Annotated in this window: 14 protein-coding genes; 2 read left to right on the top strand and 12 right to left on the bottom strand. The window is 66.8% G+C overall.

Annotated elements, in window-relative coordinates:
- Window positions 1-363: 363 nt before the first annotated feature.
- Window positions 364-1791, top strand: a complete 1428-nt coding sequence (locus tag FHT37_RS00505; protein WP_221210937.1) for a hypothetical protein — start codon at window positions 364-366, stop codon at window positions 1789-1791.
- A 60-nt stretch (window positions 1792-1851) separates the two neighbouring features.
- Here the strand turns inward: FHT37_RS00505 and FHT37_RS00500 are convergent, their stop codons facing one another.
- Window positions 1852-3096: a DUF445 domain-containing protein gene (locus FHT37_RS00500; RefSeq protein WP_183478480.1), complete on the bottom strand. Its 1245-nt coding sequence runs from the start codon at window positions 3094-3096 to the stop codon at window positions 1852-1854.
- A gap of 334 nt (window positions 3097-3430) precedes the next feature.
- Here FHT37_RS00500 and FHT37_RS00495 point away from each other — a divergent pair, with 334 nt between their 5' ends.
- Window positions 3431-4603 carry a Fic family protein gene (locus FHT37_RS00495; protein WP_183478479.1) on the top strand — a complete coding sequence of 391 codons (1173 nt, stop codon included), beginning with the start codon at window positions 3431-3433 and terminating at the stop codon, window positions 4601-4603.
- Between the two features lie 19 nt (window positions 4604-4622).
- Here FHT37_RS00495 and FHT37_RS00490 read toward each other — a convergent pair whose 3' ends face one another.
- The 11 genes from FHT37_RS00490 to motB all read right to left on the bottom strand — a co-directional run bounded on the left by FHT37_RS00490 (window position 4623) and on the right by motB (window position 17017).
- Window positions 4623-5309, bottom strand: coding sequence for a GNAT family N-acetyltransferase (locus tag FHT37_RS00490; protein WP_183478478.1), 687 nt, complete (start codon window positions 5307-5309; stop codon window positions 4623-4625).
- Window positions 5310-5343: 34 nt separating this feature from the next.
- A complete protein-coding gene (locus FHT37_RS00485; protein ID WP_183478477.1) occupies window positions 5344-5844 on the bottom strand; it encodes a hypothetical protein in 501 nt (166 codons plus the stop codon).
- 334 nt (window positions 5845-6178) lie between these two features.
- A complete protein-coding gene (locus FHT37_RS00480) occupies window positions 6179-7468 on the bottom strand; it encodes a methyl-accepting chemotaxis protein (RefSeq protein ID WP_091722440.1) in 1290 nt (429 codons plus the stop codon).
- A gap of 144 nt (window positions 7469-7612) precedes the next feature.
- Window positions 7613-8326 (bottom strand): RNA polymerase sigma factor FliA, encoded by a 714-nt coding sequence (locus tag FHT37_RS00475; RefSeq protein ID WP_091725006.1) that lies wholly within the window; start codon window positions 8324-8326, stop codon window positions 7613-7615.
- A 20-nt stretch (window positions 8327-8346) separates the two neighbouring features.
- A complete protein-coding gene (locus FHT37_RS00470) occupies window positions 8347-9168 on the bottom strand; it encodes a flagellar biosynthesis protein (RefSeq protein WP_183478476.1) in 822 nt (273 codons plus the stop codon).
- Window positions 9169-9554: 386 nt separating this feature from the next.
- A complete protein-coding gene (gene flhF / locus FHT37_RS00465; protein WP_183478475.1) occupies window positions 9555-11222 on the bottom strand; it encodes a flagellar biosynthesis protein FlhF in 1668 nt (555 codons plus the stop codon).
- Entirely contained in the window at window positions 11219-13318 is a 2100-nt protein-coding gene (gene flhA, locus FHT37_RS00460; protein WP_183478474.1) for a flagellar biosynthesis protein FlhA, read from the bottom strand. The genes flhF and flhA overlap by 4 nt, the downstream gene beginning before the upstream one ends.
- Before the next feature lie 275 nt (window positions 13319-13593).
- Window positions 13594-14790: a flagellar biosynthesis protein FlhB gene (locus FHT37_RS00455; RefSeq protein WP_091722425.1), complete on the bottom strand. Its 1197-nt coding sequence runs from the start codon at window positions 14788-14790 to the stop codon at window positions 13594-13596.
- Window positions 14791-14993: 203 nt separating this feature from the next.
- Window positions 14994-15629: a protein phosphatase CheZ gene (locus FHT37_RS00450; protein WP_175538181.1), complete on the bottom strand. Its 636-nt coding sequence runs from the start codon at window positions 15627-15629 to the stop codon at window positions 14994-14996.
- Window positions 15630-15645: 16 nt separating this feature from the next.
- The gene (gene cheY, locus FHT37_RS00445) at window positions 15646-16038 is read right to left on the bottom strand and encodes a chemotaxis response regulator CheY (RefSeq protein ID WP_058934552.1); all 393 of its coding nucleotides are present in this window, start codon (window positions 16036-16038) and stop codon (window positions 15646-15648) included.
- 31 nt (window positions 16039-16069) lie between these two features.
- Entirely contained in the window at window positions 16070-17017 is a 948-nt protein-coding gene (gene motB, locus FHT37_RS00440) for a flagellar motor protein MotB (RefSeq protein ID WP_091722421.1), read from the bottom strand.
- Window positions 17018-17029 lie beyond the last annotated feature (12 nt).

Genomic DNA, 17029 nt, shown 5'->3' with positions numbered 1-17029 from the left:
ACCATCGGAATGAGGAGGCGGTCAGTCTCCCGAACCCGGACCTCCAGTTCGATGGTCGAGAAAGGCCAATTCCCGCGGAGCCTGCTGCTCCAACAGAGGAGGCTCACACATCAATCAGCAGCGAGGCGGCGGCTATCGAACGCATCACGAGGTTCTATTTGGATCGGGCGACACGATGGACTACGGTCTTGTCTGGCTGTGTCGCGAAGGCCCGAAGAGGCCGCGATCACATTCCTTGGGGTCAGTCCTTGCCCATGTGTGCGGTGGCGCACCATCGCGCGGTTCCTGTCGCGGCCGGGAACCCCGCTTGCCGCCGCGTGCGGGACCGGCGCGGGCGCCCCGTCCACCGGAAAGGGAGAAGACATGACTTCACGCGCACCCCGCCGCGGGGGCTGGCATTGGCCGGCCCTGCTCGGCACCGCCGCCGCGGTGGCCTCCGTGCCCCTGGCCACGAACACCGCGATGGGCGAAACCGCCGCCCCGCCGACCAGCTACATGCCGGTCGTCATCACCGAGGATTTCGACAGCGTCGTCAAGCGCATGAGCGCCGCGAAACCCGGCCTGGCGCGGAAACATGCGGACCTGCTCAACGAGCGCTACGACCTGGCCAACCGGCCCTCCCCGGGCGCGACGATGACCAAGGGCAAGGCGCTCCAGGACGGCGTGCGGGTCCGCCTGCCGCGCGGCGTCAGCTGGGAGCAGCTGGCGGCGATGAGTCCGGACGACATCAAGGCCAAGGACCTCTTTCCCAAGGGTTTCCTGCCGCTGCCGCATCCGAACCATCCCGAGGGCGGGATGGTCTTCCCGAAGTTCCACATCGACGAGATCCGGCGCCAGGAGATCGACCGCGACCTGACGCGCTTCGACCTGGACTACGACCTGCCCGACCACTTCCTGCCGGAGTTCCCAGCGCCGATCTTCCTGACGACGCGGCCCGACCTGGGCGACGTGTCCAAGGGGGAGCTGGTGACGATCAACAACTACTTCCGGCTGTTCAACGGCGTGCTGAATCCGAAGCAGCTGGAAGGCGTGCGGCTGCTGGTGACGCCGTTCCCGCAGCAGCAGTTCAACCAGACCGACGACCGGCGCACGCTGAAGCCCAGCCGCGGCGTGGCGTGCCTGGACTGTCATGCCAACGGCCACACGAACGCGTCGACGCACCTGGTCGGCGACATCCGGCCGCAGCCCTTCCGGCACCGGATCGACACGCCGACGCTGCGCGGGGTCAACATCCAGCGGCTGTTCGGCTCGCAGCGGGCCTTGAAGACGGTGGAGGACTTCACCGAGTTCGAGCAACGCGCCGCCTACTTCGACGGCGATCCGGTGATCGCGACGAAGAAGGGCGTGAACGTGCTGGAGCGCGGCAGCCAGGTGCACTTCATGGCGGAGTTCCAGGCGCTGCTGGACTTCCCGCCGGCGCCGAAGCTGGGCATCGACGGGAAGCTTGATCCGAGGAAGGCGTCGCAGCAGGAACTGCGCGGACAGCAGCTGTTCTTCGGCAAGGCGACCTGCGCGAGCTGCCACGCGCCGCCGTACTACACGGACAACCTGATGCACAACCTGCGGACGGAGCGCTTCTTCAAGCCGAGGATGATCAATGGGCGCATGGCCAACATGGATGGCCCGATCAAGACCTTCCCGCTGCGCGGCATCAAGGACTCGCCGCCCTACCTGCACGATGGCCGGCTGCTGACGCTGGAGGACTCGGTGGAGTTCTTCAACCTGGTGCTGGAGACCCAGCTCACCGAGCAGGAGAAGAAGGACCTGGTGGTGTTCTTGAAGGCGTTGTGAGCACCCTCGGGCGTTGCCGATTGCGCAACGCCCGTTGCATGATCGGCAACGCTTGGCGCCTCACCGCTGCATCACCACCGTCACCGCGTAGAGCAGCAGCCCGATCACGCCGCCCACCAGCGTGCCGTTGAGGCGGATGAACTGCAGGTCGCGGCCGACGCTCAGCTCGATCTGGCGGACCAGGCTGCGGTCGTCCCAGGACTTCACCGTCGACGCGATGTGGCGCGTGACGCCCTCGCGCATGCCGCCGACCATGCGGCCCGCGGCCGACAGCACATGCGCGTTGATCGCCTCCACCAGCGACGGGTCCCGGCTCAGCCGGTCGCCGAGTCCGGCGAGCGAATGGTCCAGGTGCCGCATGAGCACCGAGTCCTCGCGCTGCAGGTCGCGCTCGATGGTGGCGCGGACTTCGGTCCAGACGCCGTCGAGGTAGGCGCGGACGTCGTCGCTCTGGACGACGCGGTCCTTCATCGCGTTCACCTCGCGCGCGAACTCCGGGTCCTGGCGCAGGCGCTCGATGAATTCGTGGATCCAGTCATCGAACTGCCGCCGCACCGAGTGATCGGGCTGCGACAGCGCCGTCTGCACTTCCTCGACCAGTTGCAGCGCGAGCTTGTCGGACAGGCTGTCGGCCATCTTGTCGACGTTGGCGATCGTGTCGACGAGGGAGGTCGCCTTCGGCCACTGCGCGCGGGCGAACTTCACCAGCCGCGCGGCGACCAGCATCCGCACCTCGGGCGTGGCCAGGTAGTCGCGCAGCTTGGACAAGGCGCCGTCGAGCACGTCCTGGTGACGGCCCGACTTGGTCAGCACGTCCAGCACCGAGGCGGCGGTGGCGGTGGCGTTCCAGGACAGCGCGCGTGCGACGAGGAACTCGCCGATGGCGCGGCGCACCGCCTGCTCGTGAAGCAGCGAGATGCCCTCGATGGCCATGGCGCGGACGGAGCCGGTGACCTGCGCGAGGTTGTCCGGCTCGCGCAGCCACTGGCCGAGGCGCTCGGCCGGGTTGAGGATCTCGAGCTTCTGGAGCAGCACCTCGGGATGCAGGAAGTTGTCCCGGACGAACTCGGCCAGGCTGTCGGCGATGCGGTGCTTGCCCTGCGGGATGAGCGCGGTGTGCGGGATCGGCAGTCCCAATGGATGGCGGAACAGCGCGACGACGGCGAACCAGTCGGCCAGCCCGCCGATGGCGGCGGCTTCGCAGAAGGCCTTGAGCCAGGCCCAGGGCCCCTGGGCCCCCATCACGAGGCTGACGGCCAACCCGGCCAGCGAGGCCAGCAGGCAACCCAGCGCGACCAGCTTCATGCGGCGGAGGTCGGCGGCGCGGGGGTCGGGGGGCGCGGAGGAGTCGATCAAGGGCATCGGCGACGGGGCAGCAGGATTGATGCCTGGGGCAGCCTGCCGGCGGAGCGATGAACGCGACCTTGTATCACCAGCGCAGGGCAAAAGGTGCTTCGGACACGCTCCGGGTGCTCGTCAAACAGAGCGGAATCCGACTGGCACAGGTCCATCGATTCAACATCCGCTCCGACGCGATTCAACTTACTGCGGGATGGCTACATCGCCAAGTTATTGTCACGACTAAAGAATTCCCGTCAAATTCAACATATCGAATTCACCCATTTCACTTCCTCCACACATGGCGACCTTTCTGGACCATCCGCTGAGGCTCCTCAATCCCAGCTTCTCGTCGCCGCTGCTGGACGTCCTCACCGACCTGGAACACCTGCGACGACTGCAGCTCAACGGAACGACGCCGCCGATGGTGTTCATGCAACTCAAGCAGGTGTTCCATCTGCTGGAGAGCCTAGCCTCCGCCCGCATCGAAGGCAACCACACCACGCTGGCGGACTACGTGGAGACCAAGTTCGGGGGGCCTGCGTCGTTGCAACGTGCCGATCAAGAGATCGACTCGTTGCGGGAAATCGCCAACATCGAGCATGCGATGGACGAGATCGACGCGGGGCTCGAGCCCGGTTCCGCGCTGAGCCAACACTTCATCCGGGGTCTTCACGCGATGACGGTCGATGGACTGGAGCGCGAAGGCGACAAGACGCCAGGGGCCTACCGGAGCGGGTCGGTCGGCATCGCGATGTCCGAGCATGCGCCCCCGGATGCCGTCCGGATCGGGGCCTACATGGGAGAGTTGGTCGACTTCGTCAATCGGGACGACCAGCGCAAGTACGACTTGATGAAGGTGGCCCTCGCGCACCATCGCTTTGCCTGGATCCATCCGTTCGGCAACGGCAACGGCCGCGTTGTGCGCCTCTTCACCTACGCGCTCCTCATCAAGTACGGGTTCCGAATGACCGCTGAGGACGGACGTCTATTGAATCCAGCGGCGGTGTTCTGCGCTGACCGGGAGAAGTACTACGCGATGCTTTCGTTGGCAGACAAGGGGACGGATGCCGCGCTCGAGACGTGGTGCACCTATGTGTTGACCGGTGTGAGAGACGAGTTGAACAAGGTCGATCGTTTGGCCGATTACCGGAACCTCACGGCCGAGATCCTGCTTCCTGCGATCGCCCACGCGCGCGAACGGCAATGGATCACTGAGCAAGAGGAAAGCGTTCTGAATGTTGCCGTTCTCCGGAAGGTCGTGAAGTCGGCAGACCTCGCCGATGCCATGCCGAAGAGTTCACCGGCTCAGCGCACCTATCAGATTCGCAAGTTGCTCGCGAACGGGATGCTCCAGCCCACCCATCCGGAGGCGCGTCAGTACACCATCGGATTCAGCAACAGCACGCTGCTGCGCGGCGTGATCAAGGCGCTGACGGACCAGGGCTTCATTCCGCGTGCCGTTGTCGCGTGATCGAGTCAGTACGAAACGCTCAGCCCACCTCCACCGGCATCGAAGCCGCCGTGACCGGCGACACCATGGGCCAGCCCAAGACGGCATACAGCGCGGCGCCCGCCTCGGTCGCCACCAGCACGCCATGCCGGGCCCCATGATCGAGCGCGCCGTTCGTCAGCGCGGCCATGACACTCCGTCCGAGCCCCCTTCTCCGATGCGCTTCATCGGTCACGATCTGATCGAAGGTGGCGAAGGCGCCGTCGAGAGCGGCTTGACCGCTCGCCGCAAGGTCGCCGTCCTCGGTGAGGACGGTCGCCCGCAGCAGCGCGCCGACCCGTTCGATATGGACGCGGTAACCCGCTGCGAGCGACTCGGCGCTGCGTGCGAGCGCGACGCTCATCAGGAACTCCGGCGCGTGGATCTTCCAGTCCTTGGAGAGCAACGGCGACACGCTCTCCAGCGGCGCGCAGACCTTCAGCCAGGTGCCGGCCGCAGATTCATTCGCGACGAGTTGCTTAAGGACCTCGCGATCCAGATGCGGCAGGACATAGCGCGTGGTTTGCTCCGGCTTTCCGACGCGGACTTCCCAATATCCGGCCCGCTGCATCGGCGGTGGCGTATCCCGGGAAATCGCCCAGCCGTAGGCCCAGGCTTGAGCGGCAACAGAGCGCTCGACGGCGCCGGAGTCAAGCAAGCCGGCGGTTTGCGAGGTCGGTGAAAACATCGGGCTGGGATCCAGTGCGAGGGATGGAGGGGTGTCACGCCGCTTGCAGCGCGCCATGAGATTGGCGAGTGTGCTCCTCCAGCGCGCCAATTTCGACGACGGCGAGATTGCTGAGCGCTTCCCGCACGAGATCCCGGCTCGCGACATGGATCCGACCCCACAGGCAGTCCGGGTCTTCCATCGTGACGATGGAATCGCGCAGCAGCGCGGCCAGAAGCGTGAGCCGATCGCGCACGTTGAACATCGCGGCGCCGACGGTGATCGAGGGATCGAGGAGCGCTTCAGCGGGATCGCTGTCGCGCATCGCGGCCGGCTTGCGCCGTGGCGGAATGACAGACGCCTCCCGCAGCACCATGCGCGTGTATTCGGTGTCGTCGCACAAGGGTTGACGGCTCAAAAGCGGCGTGCGCAGACGCTTCGCCTTGAAGGGCAATTTCTTCCGATCGAATTCAACATCGACATGATCGAGGGCGACTTGCTCAGAGATTCGAAATCCGGTTTCGGCCAAAGCGCGGATGGTTTCAGCGGGGATCATTCGGAGTCCTTCAATAAACAACGTTGAGGGACGTCCACCTTCTAGCCAGATGAGCGGGTGGGCGAGATGTCAAAACACGGTCAAACCAACGTGCGACCTTCCTCGCGGAAAGGTCCATCTCGCCCGTAAACGGGCATTCCGAGATGACCGCAGACGGCGGCCACTGATTCAACGGTGTTTTGAGCACCTGGATCCATTCTGGTCCGCGCGGCGCCAGGCGCGCAATCACCGCCACTGGTCACCGCCGCCCCACTGGCAAGTCACGAGACAACCAGTTCCCGCAGCCGAGTTTCACGCCTGAATCAGCGCCGCAACCGCCTTCGCCGCATCGAATCTAGAACCCGAACGCCAACCTCACCCCACCCCAATGCCTCCCGGCAACGGTGACTGGCGCCGACGCCTCCTTGAGCAGCACGAAATTCCCGCCGCCCATATCGCGGCGGTAGGTTTGCAGGAGGAATGGCCGTTGATTCCGAGCCGACGCCAACCCGGTGCGGTCATTGAATATCCGCCGATACCGGCTGTTGGCCGTGTTCCAGGCCGTATCCCCGGCCCGTTGCGGCTGGCAATACCGCTTGTTGTGGGTCGCGACATACCCGTTGCGGTCGACCGCGATGCAGAACACCACCTTGTCCGAGAAAGTCAGCACCCGTTCCTGCACCTGCGGGAACAGCTGGTCCGCGATCTGCGTGAAGCGCGTGGTGAACTGCTGGGGATCGGTGCCGGCGATCGGCTGGTAGTGCTCGTCGAAAAGCGCCGCGGCGTCGATCTTGCGTTCCGCCACCGCGCGCTCGAGCAGCGCTGAGATCTCCGCGGCCGCCTCCTGCACCGCCTGGATGTACGGCGAGTCCTCGACCTCCACGCCGCTCGACGCGATCTGCTCGATCATCTGCTCCGACAGCCGCAGGAAGCGGTCGCTGCAGGCAAAGGCCGAGTCGAGCTTGCGCATCGCCTGCTGGATCTCGACGCCCAGCTCGCCGGAGCGCGCCGCCAGCAGCTGCGTCGTCGCCTGGCTCTCCTGCGCGGACTTGGCGATCAGGTCCACGTCGACCTCCACATCCGCGAAGGCCTGGTGGATCTTGCTCTGCGCGGCACCTCCCGCGCCGTCCGCCCGCAGCTCGCGGCTGAAGCTCTCGATCCGCGAGTCCAGCGTCCCTACCGTGCCCATGATCGCCTTCGAGGACGCCTCGACCTGCGCCGCCAGGTCCTTCACTGCGTCCGCCACGACGCCGAAACCGCGTCCGGCCTCGCCGGCGCGCTTGGCCTCGACCGACGCGTTGAAGGCGACCAGTCGCGTCTGCAGCGCGATCTTCGTGATCTCCGACGCGGCGTCGCTCACCAGCCGCAGCGTCGAGACGATCTCGCCGACCTCGTCGCCCACGCCGGACAGCGCCGTGCGTGCGCGCTCCACCGCCTCGCGGGTCTGGTTCGTCGATTGGTTGATGCCGTCCTGCGCGTGCCGGACCTGCTCGAGCTCCGCGCCCAGCGCCTGCATCGCCTGCGCCTGCGAGGTCACGACCTTCTGCGTGTCCTCCAGCAGCCCGCGGACTTCGGCCGCGTCGCGGCCCAGCTTGGACACGCCACCCGACAGCTCCCGGACGACGGTGGTGGTCTTGCCTTGCATCGTCGGCTCGCGCGGACCGATCCCGGCGCCGCCCTCCGACGCGTCAGGCGACGCCTTCCCGGCTCGCCTGCGCAATGAGTCCCACATCGGACGCTCCCCCATGGTGTTTGGACCACAAGGACTGCGGCCGCTGTGCGGCCCGTTTTACCAGTCGCGCAGCTTCACGCGCAATCGGGCAATCGCTTGACTGTGCAGCTGGCACACCCGCGATTCGGTCACCTTCAGCACGGCGGCGATCTCTTTCAGGTTCATGTCATGTTCGTAGTACATGGACATGACGTAGCCCTCGCGCTCCGGCAGGTTCTTGATGGCCTCCACCAGCGCCTCGCGCATGCGGTGGTCGCGCAGCATCGACATCGGATCGGCCGACTCGTCGCTGACGTGGCGGTCGAGGTAGTCGTCGCTGTCGTCATCCCCGGAGATGTCCTCCAGATAGACGAGCTGCGTGCCGCGCACCTTGCCCAGCATCTCCTGGTACTCGCCCAGCGAGATGCCCATTTCCGCGGCGATCTCTGATTCCTGCGGCGGACGGCCCAGCTTCTGCTCGAGCTTGTGCACCGCGCTCTCGATCGAGCGCTGCTGGCGCCGGTTGCCGCGGCTCATCCAGTCGCTGCCGCGCAGCTCGTCGAGCATCGCGCCGCGGATGCGCTGCGTCGCGAAGGTCTCGAACTGCACGCCCTGCGCCGTGTCGAAGCGCGACAGCGCGTCGGTCAGGCCGATCAGGCCGACCTGGATCAGGTCGTCCAGCTCCACATTGGCCGGCAGCTTGGCGATCATCTGATGCGCTAGGCGGCGCACCAGCGGGCTGTACTGGCGGATCAGCGAGTTGTTGTCGAGTTGACCCTTGGCGGTGTACATCGTCTCGTCTCCCATCCGGGTCAATGCGCAGCCAGGGTCACGCCTTGCGGGGCGCGGCCGGCCTTGGGCTGCCACATCGGCCGCGGACGCAGCGGCATCGCATCGGCGGCGCTGTCCAGCGCCGCGCCAGGCACCGACGCCAGCAGCAGCTCGCGCGCCATGTGACGCATCTCGTGCGTCAACGGCGCCGTCACCGGCTGGCGGGGATCCAGGCAGGCCCACTCGCGCAGCACCGCGCCGAGGAAACCATCGCCGCAGCTCGAAAGCTGCTGCGCGATCCGCTCGGCCAGGCGCAGCTGCGGATTGCAGGCCAGCAGCAGGCTGTAGACCATCAGGCCCGCCCGCTGCGTCAACCACTTCATGCCGGCGTAGGCGTAGGTCACGCTCTGCACGTCGGTGTCGGCCAGCAGCACCGGACGCACCTCGCGCGAGACCAGCACGCGGCTCAGTTCGGCCGCGCTGGCGTGCAGCAGGATCACGTCCGCGAACGGGGCCGCGTCGGTCACCGCTTCCAGGAACTGGGCGGCCGAGCCGTTGGCGTTGATGTAGCGCAGCGGCAGTCCGCGCGCGGCCAGGAAGGACACCTTGGCCGACAGCGCCTCCACGCAGGCCGCCAGGTCCACCGCCGCGAGGTCGGACGGCGCCGAGGCCTGCTCGCCGGCGTCCACCACCAGCGTGTGCAGACCCAGCTCGGCGAAGGCGGCGCACATGCCTTCGAGCAGCGCGCCGCTGCCCATGACATGCGGATTGCTCACCACCGGCACCACCCGCACCCGCGCGGTGGCGAAGAGGCGTCGCAGGCCGTCGGCCTGGTCCTTGGGAGCATTGCTGAAATCGCGCATTGGGCTGCTCTGTGTCGTCTTACGTGTTGGGTTCCAGCGGTCGTTTCCCTCTGACAGAGAAGCGCCATTGCTGGAGCCGTTACCGGAAGTTTCGCCCCGGGGGCCACCCTTCGACGCGGAATTGAAAGGGGGAAACACCCCGCTTTTCTCTGCCGCTTTCGCCCTCGCTTGCCTCTGGCCCGGCGACTTCAGGCCGTTGCCGGCCTGGGTCGCGCACAGGACAAGTTGACCACCATGCTGCAACGTCGGGTTAACAAAGCCCCAACGACAGAAGGGAAGAGCATGGCTCTTCCCAGGTTCGAGGCGTTCGGGGACGGCCACCACCCTCACCCCCACCCTCTCCCGCAAGCAAGCGGGCGAGGGAGTCAGGAGGGGGTGTTGTTCGGTCAGTTCAGGCCCATGGGCGAGGCTGCGCCGGCCGACGCGCCGACGGAGCCGGCGGTGAAGATCAGGTTGACGTCGGAGGCGTCCATGCGCCAGGCCGACTGGCCGTGGCTGCGCAGCGCGCGCTGCACCAGGGCCTGCGACGACAGGCGATGCCAGTCTTCCGGCACGCGCTGGCCGTTGGTGACGCCCAGCACCCGCAGCTTGTGGCGGATCACCGTGTCCAGCGCCGGGGCCAGCTTCACCGCCTCGTCCAGCTTGGACAGGATCACGCCCTGCGCTTCTGCGCCGCGCCAGGCGCCGACCACGTCCTCGATCGTCTCGCCCTGCTGCGCCGCGTTGACGACCAGGATGCGCTTGATGCTCTTGTGCGCCAGCATGTCCAGCAGCTCGGCGGTGCGGCTGTCGCGCTGGGCCGTGCCGGCCGTGTCGATCAGCACCATCTTCTTGCCGGCCAGCAGCTCCAGCAGGTCTTCCAGCGAGGCGCGGTCATGCGCCGTGTGCACCGGCACGCCGAGGATGCGGCCATAGGCGCGCAGTTGCTCGTGAGCGCCGATCCGGTAGGCGTCCAAGGTGATCAGGCCCAGTTGGCTCGCGCCGTACTTGGTGGCGAAGGCCGCGGCGATCTTGGCCGTCGTCGTTGTCTTGCCGACGCCGGTCGAGCCGATCATCGCGAACACGCCGCCCTGGTCTTCCAGCGCCGGCATCTGCTCGGCGGTGTGGACGTTGCGGGCCAGCACGTTCGAGGCCCAGGCCTGCGATTCCGATTCCTCGGTCATCTGGGCCGGCAGGCCCTCGACCAGCTTGCGCACCAGCGCGGGCGAGAACCCGGCGTCCAGCAGCTTCTGCGTCAGGCGGGCCTGCGCGGGCTGGCGCTGCAGCTTCTCCATGAAGGCCAGGGCGCCGAAGCGCTCCTCGATCATGCCCTTCATGGCGCGCAGCTCGGACATCATTTCCTGCTCGCGACGCGACGACGCGGGCATGTCGTTCAGCGGATGGCCGCCGAAGCCGCCACCGACGCCGCCCAGGTCGGCGACCGGCTGCTGCACGCGGATCTCGTCGCGCAGCACCGGCGGCACGATGCGCGGCGCGGGCGCCGGAGCGGGCTGTTCATACGCGCGCTCGTCGACACGGCGCGCGCCCAGGGTCTGCATCGCGGCACGGGCGCGCTGGTCGCGCTGCGCGGCCATCGAGGCGACCGATTCATTCATCTGCGCCTGCGCGTACGCGGGGGGCGCCGGCTCGTCGATCATCGGATCGGGCAGGCCGTTGAGCTCGGCCGAGCGGCGCTTGAGCATGCGCTCGCGCACGTAGTCCTGGAAGGACAGCGTGCTCATGGCCATCGCGTTGACGTCCTCGCCGACCGAGCCACCGAAGCCGGGCTCGGCGCGCTGCGGGGCCGGCGACGCGGCCAGACGCTGCTTGAGGGCCTGGCGCGGTTGCGCTTCCTGGCGCTGCGGCTGGGCGGCCTGGCGCGGCGCGGCGGCGGCGCGGGGCGCCTGGGCGGCCACGCGCTCGATCTGCGACATGCCTTCCGGCGCCATCGCCAGCACTTCCACGCCTTCCGGGCAGGGCTTGTTGGAGAGCACGACCGCGTCGTCGCCGAAGGCCTGGCGGACCAGGGCCATGGCTTCGCGGGAATTGCGGGCGGTAAAGCGTTTGACGTTCATGCCGTGCCTCCGATGATGGAGCCGATGCGGATCGTGTGCGTTTCAGGAATCTCGCTGTGTCCCAGGACCTTCAGCCGCGGCGCAGCGCGCTTGAGCAGTCGGGCCAGGGGCGCGCGGATCAGGTCAGGCACCAGCAGGCAGGCGGGCAAACCACGGTCCTCCTGGGACTGGGCGGTCTGGGCGGCACTCCGCGCAAGCGTGTCGGCCACACCGGGATCCAGCGCCGCGCCGTGAGGCGAGTGCAGGGCCTGCGTGACCAGGCGCTCCAGCTCCGGATCGAGGGCGATGACATCCAGTTCCTTGGCCGGACCGTAGATCTGCTGCACGATCGCCGGGGCGATGTGGATGCGGATGCGACGGGCCAGCTCGGCCGGATCGGTGGTCTGCGTGGCGTTCTCCGCCAGGCTTTCCACGATGGAGCGCATGTCGCGGATGTGCACGCCCTCTTCCAGCAGGAACTGGAGGACTCGTTGCAGGGCGGCGACATTGACCATCTTTGGAATCACGTCTTCGATGAGCTGAGGCGCTTGCTTGGTGAGGTGATCCACCAGCTGCTGGGTTTCCACCCGGCCCAACAATCGGGCCGCGTGAACTTGCAGCAAGTGTGAGAGATGCGTGGCCACCACGGTCGCGCAATCAACGACGGTAAATCCCGCCATTTGCGCCATATCCCGTTGCCGCTCCTCGATCCAGACCGCCGGGAGTCCGAAGGCGGGATCCGTCGTCGGCGTCCCGATCAGCTTCTGCGTCGCGTGACCGGGGTTGATCGCCAGCCACATGCCCGGGTAGGCCTCCGCCTCGCCGATCACCGCGCCGCGCAGCGTCACGCGGTACTGGCTGGGGCGCAGCTCCAGGTTGTCCCGGATGTGCACCGAGGGCGGCAGGAAGCCGATGTCCTGCGCGAACTTGCGGCGCACGCCCTTGATGCGGCTGAGCAGGTCGCCTTCGCGCGACTTGTCCACCAGCGTGATCAGGCGGTAACCCACTTCCAGGCCCAGGGTGTCCACGGCTTGCACGTCGTCCCAGGAGGCCTCGGCATCCGGGTTCGGCGCGCCCGGCACCGGGGCGGCCGGCTTCTTCAGCTCGGCGGCCTGCTTGGCCTGCTCCTTGGTTCGCAGCCAGTACGCCAGATACCCCATCGCGCCGGCGATCATCAGGAAGACCAGGTGCGGCATGCCCGGGATCAGGCCCAGCAGGCCGATCACGCCGGCGGTGATGGCCACCGCCTTGGTCGAGCCGAACACCTGCGAGCCGATCATCTGGCCCACGTCCTTGTCCTTGCCCACGCGCGACACCACCAGCGCCGAGGACACCGAGATCAGCAGCGCCGGGATCTGGGCCACCAGCGCGTCGCCGACGGCCAGCAGGATGTAGCTGTCGGCGGCCTGGCCGGCGGACAGCCCGTGCTGGGCCACGCCGATCACGAAGCCGCCGATGATGTTGATGAACAGGATCAGGATGCCGGCGATCGCGTCGCCGCGGACGAACTTCGAGGCACCGTCCATGGAGCCGAAGAAGTCGGCTTCGTCGCCCAGTTCGGCGCGGCGGCGCTTGGCTTCCTTCTCGTCGATCAGGCCGGCGGACAGGTCGGCGTCGATGGCCATCTGCTTGCCGGGCATCGCGTCGAGGGTGAAGCGGGCGCCGACCTCGGCGATGCGTTCGGCGCCCTTGGTCACCACGATGAAGTTGATGACCACCAGGATCGCGAACACGATCAGGCCGACGGCGAAGTTACCGCCGATCAGGAAGTGGCCGAAGGATTCGATCACCTTGCCGGCGGCGCCGGCGCCGGTGTGGCCTTCCAGCAGCACCACGCGGGTGGAGGCGACGTTCAGCGACAGGCGCAGCAGCGTGGTGATCAGCAGCACGGTCGGGAAGGCCGCGAAGTCCAGCGGCTTGACCATCTGCGAGGCCACCAGCATCACCATGATGGACATGGCGATGTTGAAGGTGAAGAACAGGTCCAGGGCGAAGGCGGGCAGCGGCAGCACCATCATCGACAGGATGATGATGATGGCGATCGGTGCCCCGAGCGCCTGCACGATGGCGGCGCGGGGTCCGAGGAGGTTCTGCAAACGGGCCATGAGCTCGTTCATCGGGTTTACCTTCTGCCTGGGTTCAACGGGGAACTCGACGAGACCATCGAGCCCCGCCATTGTTCGGCGGAGCCCGACCGCCCTTTAGCCCGATAAGCGGGCCTTTTCCCCCCCGAACCGCGCCATTGGTGGAGCGGCGGGCGGGGCGGTGCCCCCTTGAAGCGAATGCCGAGCGGGCGCAGGCGTCTGAGCGGAAAGGGGGCACCGTCCTGCCCGCCGCTGGCTCGGTCTCCCGACGGCTCGGTCTTTCGACGGCTCGGTCTTCCGCTGGGCGATCAGCCCGGACGCCCTTCAGGGAAAGCGTCCTCCGCCTCGTCCTCCGGCGGCGTCCAACCCGGCTTCTTGTGCGGGTCGAGCTCGTCCGGCACGGCCGGGTTCGGAGCCGCGTTCGGCGCCATGCCCTGCCCCTTGAGCGCCGCCTTGAGCTGGTACACGTACGCCAGCACCTGCGCCACCGCGCCGAACAGCGCGCCGGGGATCTCCCGGTCCAGCTCGGCGTGGGCGTACAGGGCACGGGCCAGGGCCGGCGCCTGCAGCACCGGCACCTTGCTCTCCTTGGCGATGTCGCGGATCTTGAAGGCCAGCAGGTCCAGGCCCTTGGCCACCACCCGCGGCGCGCCGAACTGGGTTTCGTCGTAGGCGATCGCGACCGCATAGTGGGTCGGGTTCATCACGACCAGGTCCGCCTTGGGCACCGCCGCCAGCATGCGGCGCTTCACCAGCTCGCGGGCCTTGTGGCGCATCTTGTGCTTCATCTCGAGGTTGCCTTCGGCTTCCTTGAGCTCGTTCTTGGCCTCCTCGCGGGACATTTTCAACCGCTTCAGGTAGAGGTGGCGCTGCAGCGGCACGTCGATGACGGCGAACAGCGCCAGGCACAGGCCAAGCATCATCAGGCCGCCCATCAGTTGCTTGCCCGCGAAGGCGAGCGCGGAAGGCAGCGGCACCGACATGATCCCGACGAAGCCTGCGATGCGGTCCTTCAGCGCGATCGCGCCGACGATGCCCAGCACCAGCGACAGCAGCACGGCCTTCAGCGCCGTGGTCAGGTTCTGCCACTGGAACAGGCGGCCGAAGCCGGTGACCGGGTTCAGGTGGGTGAACTTCGGGCTCAGCGGCTTCATCGTGAAGTTCCAGCCGCCCGAGGCGATGTGCGCCGCGATCGCGGCCATCGCCAGGATGAGCATCGCCGGCAGGCCGAGCACCATGCCCTGCCAGGTCAGCGCGGACAGCCGCTCGGTCATCATGCCGGCGGCGCGCAGCTGTTCGGCATCGAAACGCAGCGCCCCTTCGAGCATGTGCTGCAGCGTGTCGACCGCGTACGGCGTCGAGGTGGCGAACAACGCCGCCCCGGTGGCCATGACCGCGAAATGCGGCAGGTCCCGGGAACGCGGCAACTGGCCCTCCTTGCGCGATCGTTCGATCTTTTTCTGCGAGGCGGGTAAGTTGCGGTCTTGTGCGTCTGAATCGGCCATGTGCGCAATGAGGACGCCGCAGCCCCATGCCGCAGCCTCGCCATTGTTCGGCCGCGCGCTGTTCGGGCTTGGCCCGATAAGCGGCGGAAATCAGCCGGTCTTCTCAGCCAGCCTTCAGCCCATCGTTCCAGTCGCCCAGAAAGCAGAAACCCGCGCCTGGGCGCGGGTTTCGGCAGGGTGCCGGCTCGCGGCCGGCCGGGCGATCAGAAGCCCAGCGAGGCCAGCAGGTCGTCCACTTCGGACTGATTGGCCACCACGTCGGTACGGCCTTCGTGGCTGACGACCGGACCCTGCAGGATGCTGGGATCGACCTTCTCGCGCTGCTCCGGCGGCACCACCGAGACCAGCAGCTTCACCAGCGAATCTTCCAGGTCGTTGGCCAGGGTCACGACCTTGGCGACGACCTGACCGGTCAGGTCATGGAAGTCCTGCGACAGCATGATGTCGGTCAGGTGGGTATCGATCTTGGAGGTCGAGGACTCGACCTCCTTGACGAAGTTGAGCACCGCACCCGAAGCCACCGCGCGGACCGGGTCCGCGGTGATCGCCTGGGCCATCGCATTGGCGGCCTCGGTGATCTTGGCGTGCTCGGCCTTGGCCTGGTCGACCGAGTTCAGCACCTTGTTGGCGGCGTCGGCGGTCTTGTTGGCGATGTAGGTCAGGCGGCTGCGCGCATCGGGCAGGCCGTCGGTGGCAACCTGCAACTTGGGCATCACGCCCAGCTGCTGCATCGTGTCGTGCAGCACGCGAGTGATCGTGCCGATCTGCTGGAACACCTCGGGCGAGACCATCAGCGGTTCGTTGCCCTGCGACAGTTTGGCCAGTTCTTCCATCTGCATGGTGGACTCCCCAGCGTCAGGCCGCAGCGGCCAGCTTCTGCATGATCTTCTGGACTTTTTCTTCCAGCGTGGCCTTGGTGAAGGGCTTGACGATGTAACCCGCCGCGCCGCTCTGGGCGGCCAGGACGATGTCTTCCTTGCGGGCCTCGGCCGTCACCATCAGCACCGGCAGGTGCTTCAGCGACGCGTCCTCCTTGATGGCCTTGAGCAGCTCGAAGCCATTCATGTTGGGCATGTTGATGTCGCTGACGACGAAATCGTATTTCGCCTGTTTCAGCATGCTCAGGGCCTCGACGCCATCTTCCGCCTCTTCGGCGTTGTTGTAGCCGATCTCCTTCAGCAGACCGCGCACGATCCGGCGCATGGTCGAGAAGTCGTCGACGATCAAGAATTTCATGTCAGTGCTCATGGCGTTCCTCTGAGGGGACTGGAGGGCTGTGTTATCGGCCGGAGGGCGCGGAACTTGAGGCCTGCGGCGCGCTCGCCGCAGGATTCGCAGTGTCCTCGTCCTCGTCGGGCAGGTTCTTCAGCACCGCATCCTCGGCATCGCGATTCATCACGATGATGCTGATGCGGCGATTGACCTGGGCATTGGGGTCTTTCGTGTCCAGCAGTTTGCTCGACGCCAACCCCTGCACGCGAAGGACCCGGGCATCCGGCAAACCGCCCGCCACCAGCTCGCGCCGTGAGGCATTGGCCCGGTCCGCCGACAATTCCCAGTTGCTGTATCCACGCTCGCCCGCAGAAAACGGCTGTGCATCCGTATGACCCTCCAGCGTGAGCCGGTTGGGCACCTCGGACAACACGTTGCCGAGTTCCTGCAGCAATTCGCGCATATACGGCTTCACCACCGCGCTGCCGCTGTCAAACATCGGGCGATTATTCTCGTCCACGATTTGGATACGCAAGCCCTCGCGGGTCATGTCGAGTCGGATTTGCCCACCTAATGCCGCAATTCGCGGGTTGTCGGCAATGATTTTCTCGACCTTGTCCTTCAATTGCTGCAGGCGCACCCGCTCGGCGCGGCGCTGCTCTTCCTTGAGGGCCTTCAGGTTGATGGTTTTCCGAGGGGATTCGACGTCGCCGGCCTTGACCTGGCCGGTCTGGCGCGTCAGGTCCTGACCGCCGCCCTTGATGATGTGCGAGGCGTCGCCCGAACCCGAACCGCCGAACATCGCGACCTTCAGCGGCGAGGCGAAATAATCCGCGATACCCTTCTTGTCGCCCTCGGTCGTGGAGCCCAGCAGCCACATCAGCAGGAAGAAGGCCATCATCGCCGTCACGAAGTCCGCGTAGGCGATCTTCCACGCGCCGCCATGGGCGGCATGGCCGCCCTTCTTGACGCGCTTGATGATGATGGGCTGCAGTTTCTTGGCGTCACCGGCCATGGCAAATGACTC

This window comes from Mitsuaria sp. BK037, assembly GCF_014193045.1.
GTDB lineage: Bacteria > Pseudomonadota > Gammaproteobacteria > Burkholderiales > Burkholderiaceae_C > Roseateles.
This window is presented reverse-complemented; position numbering and strand designations above follow the sequence as displayed.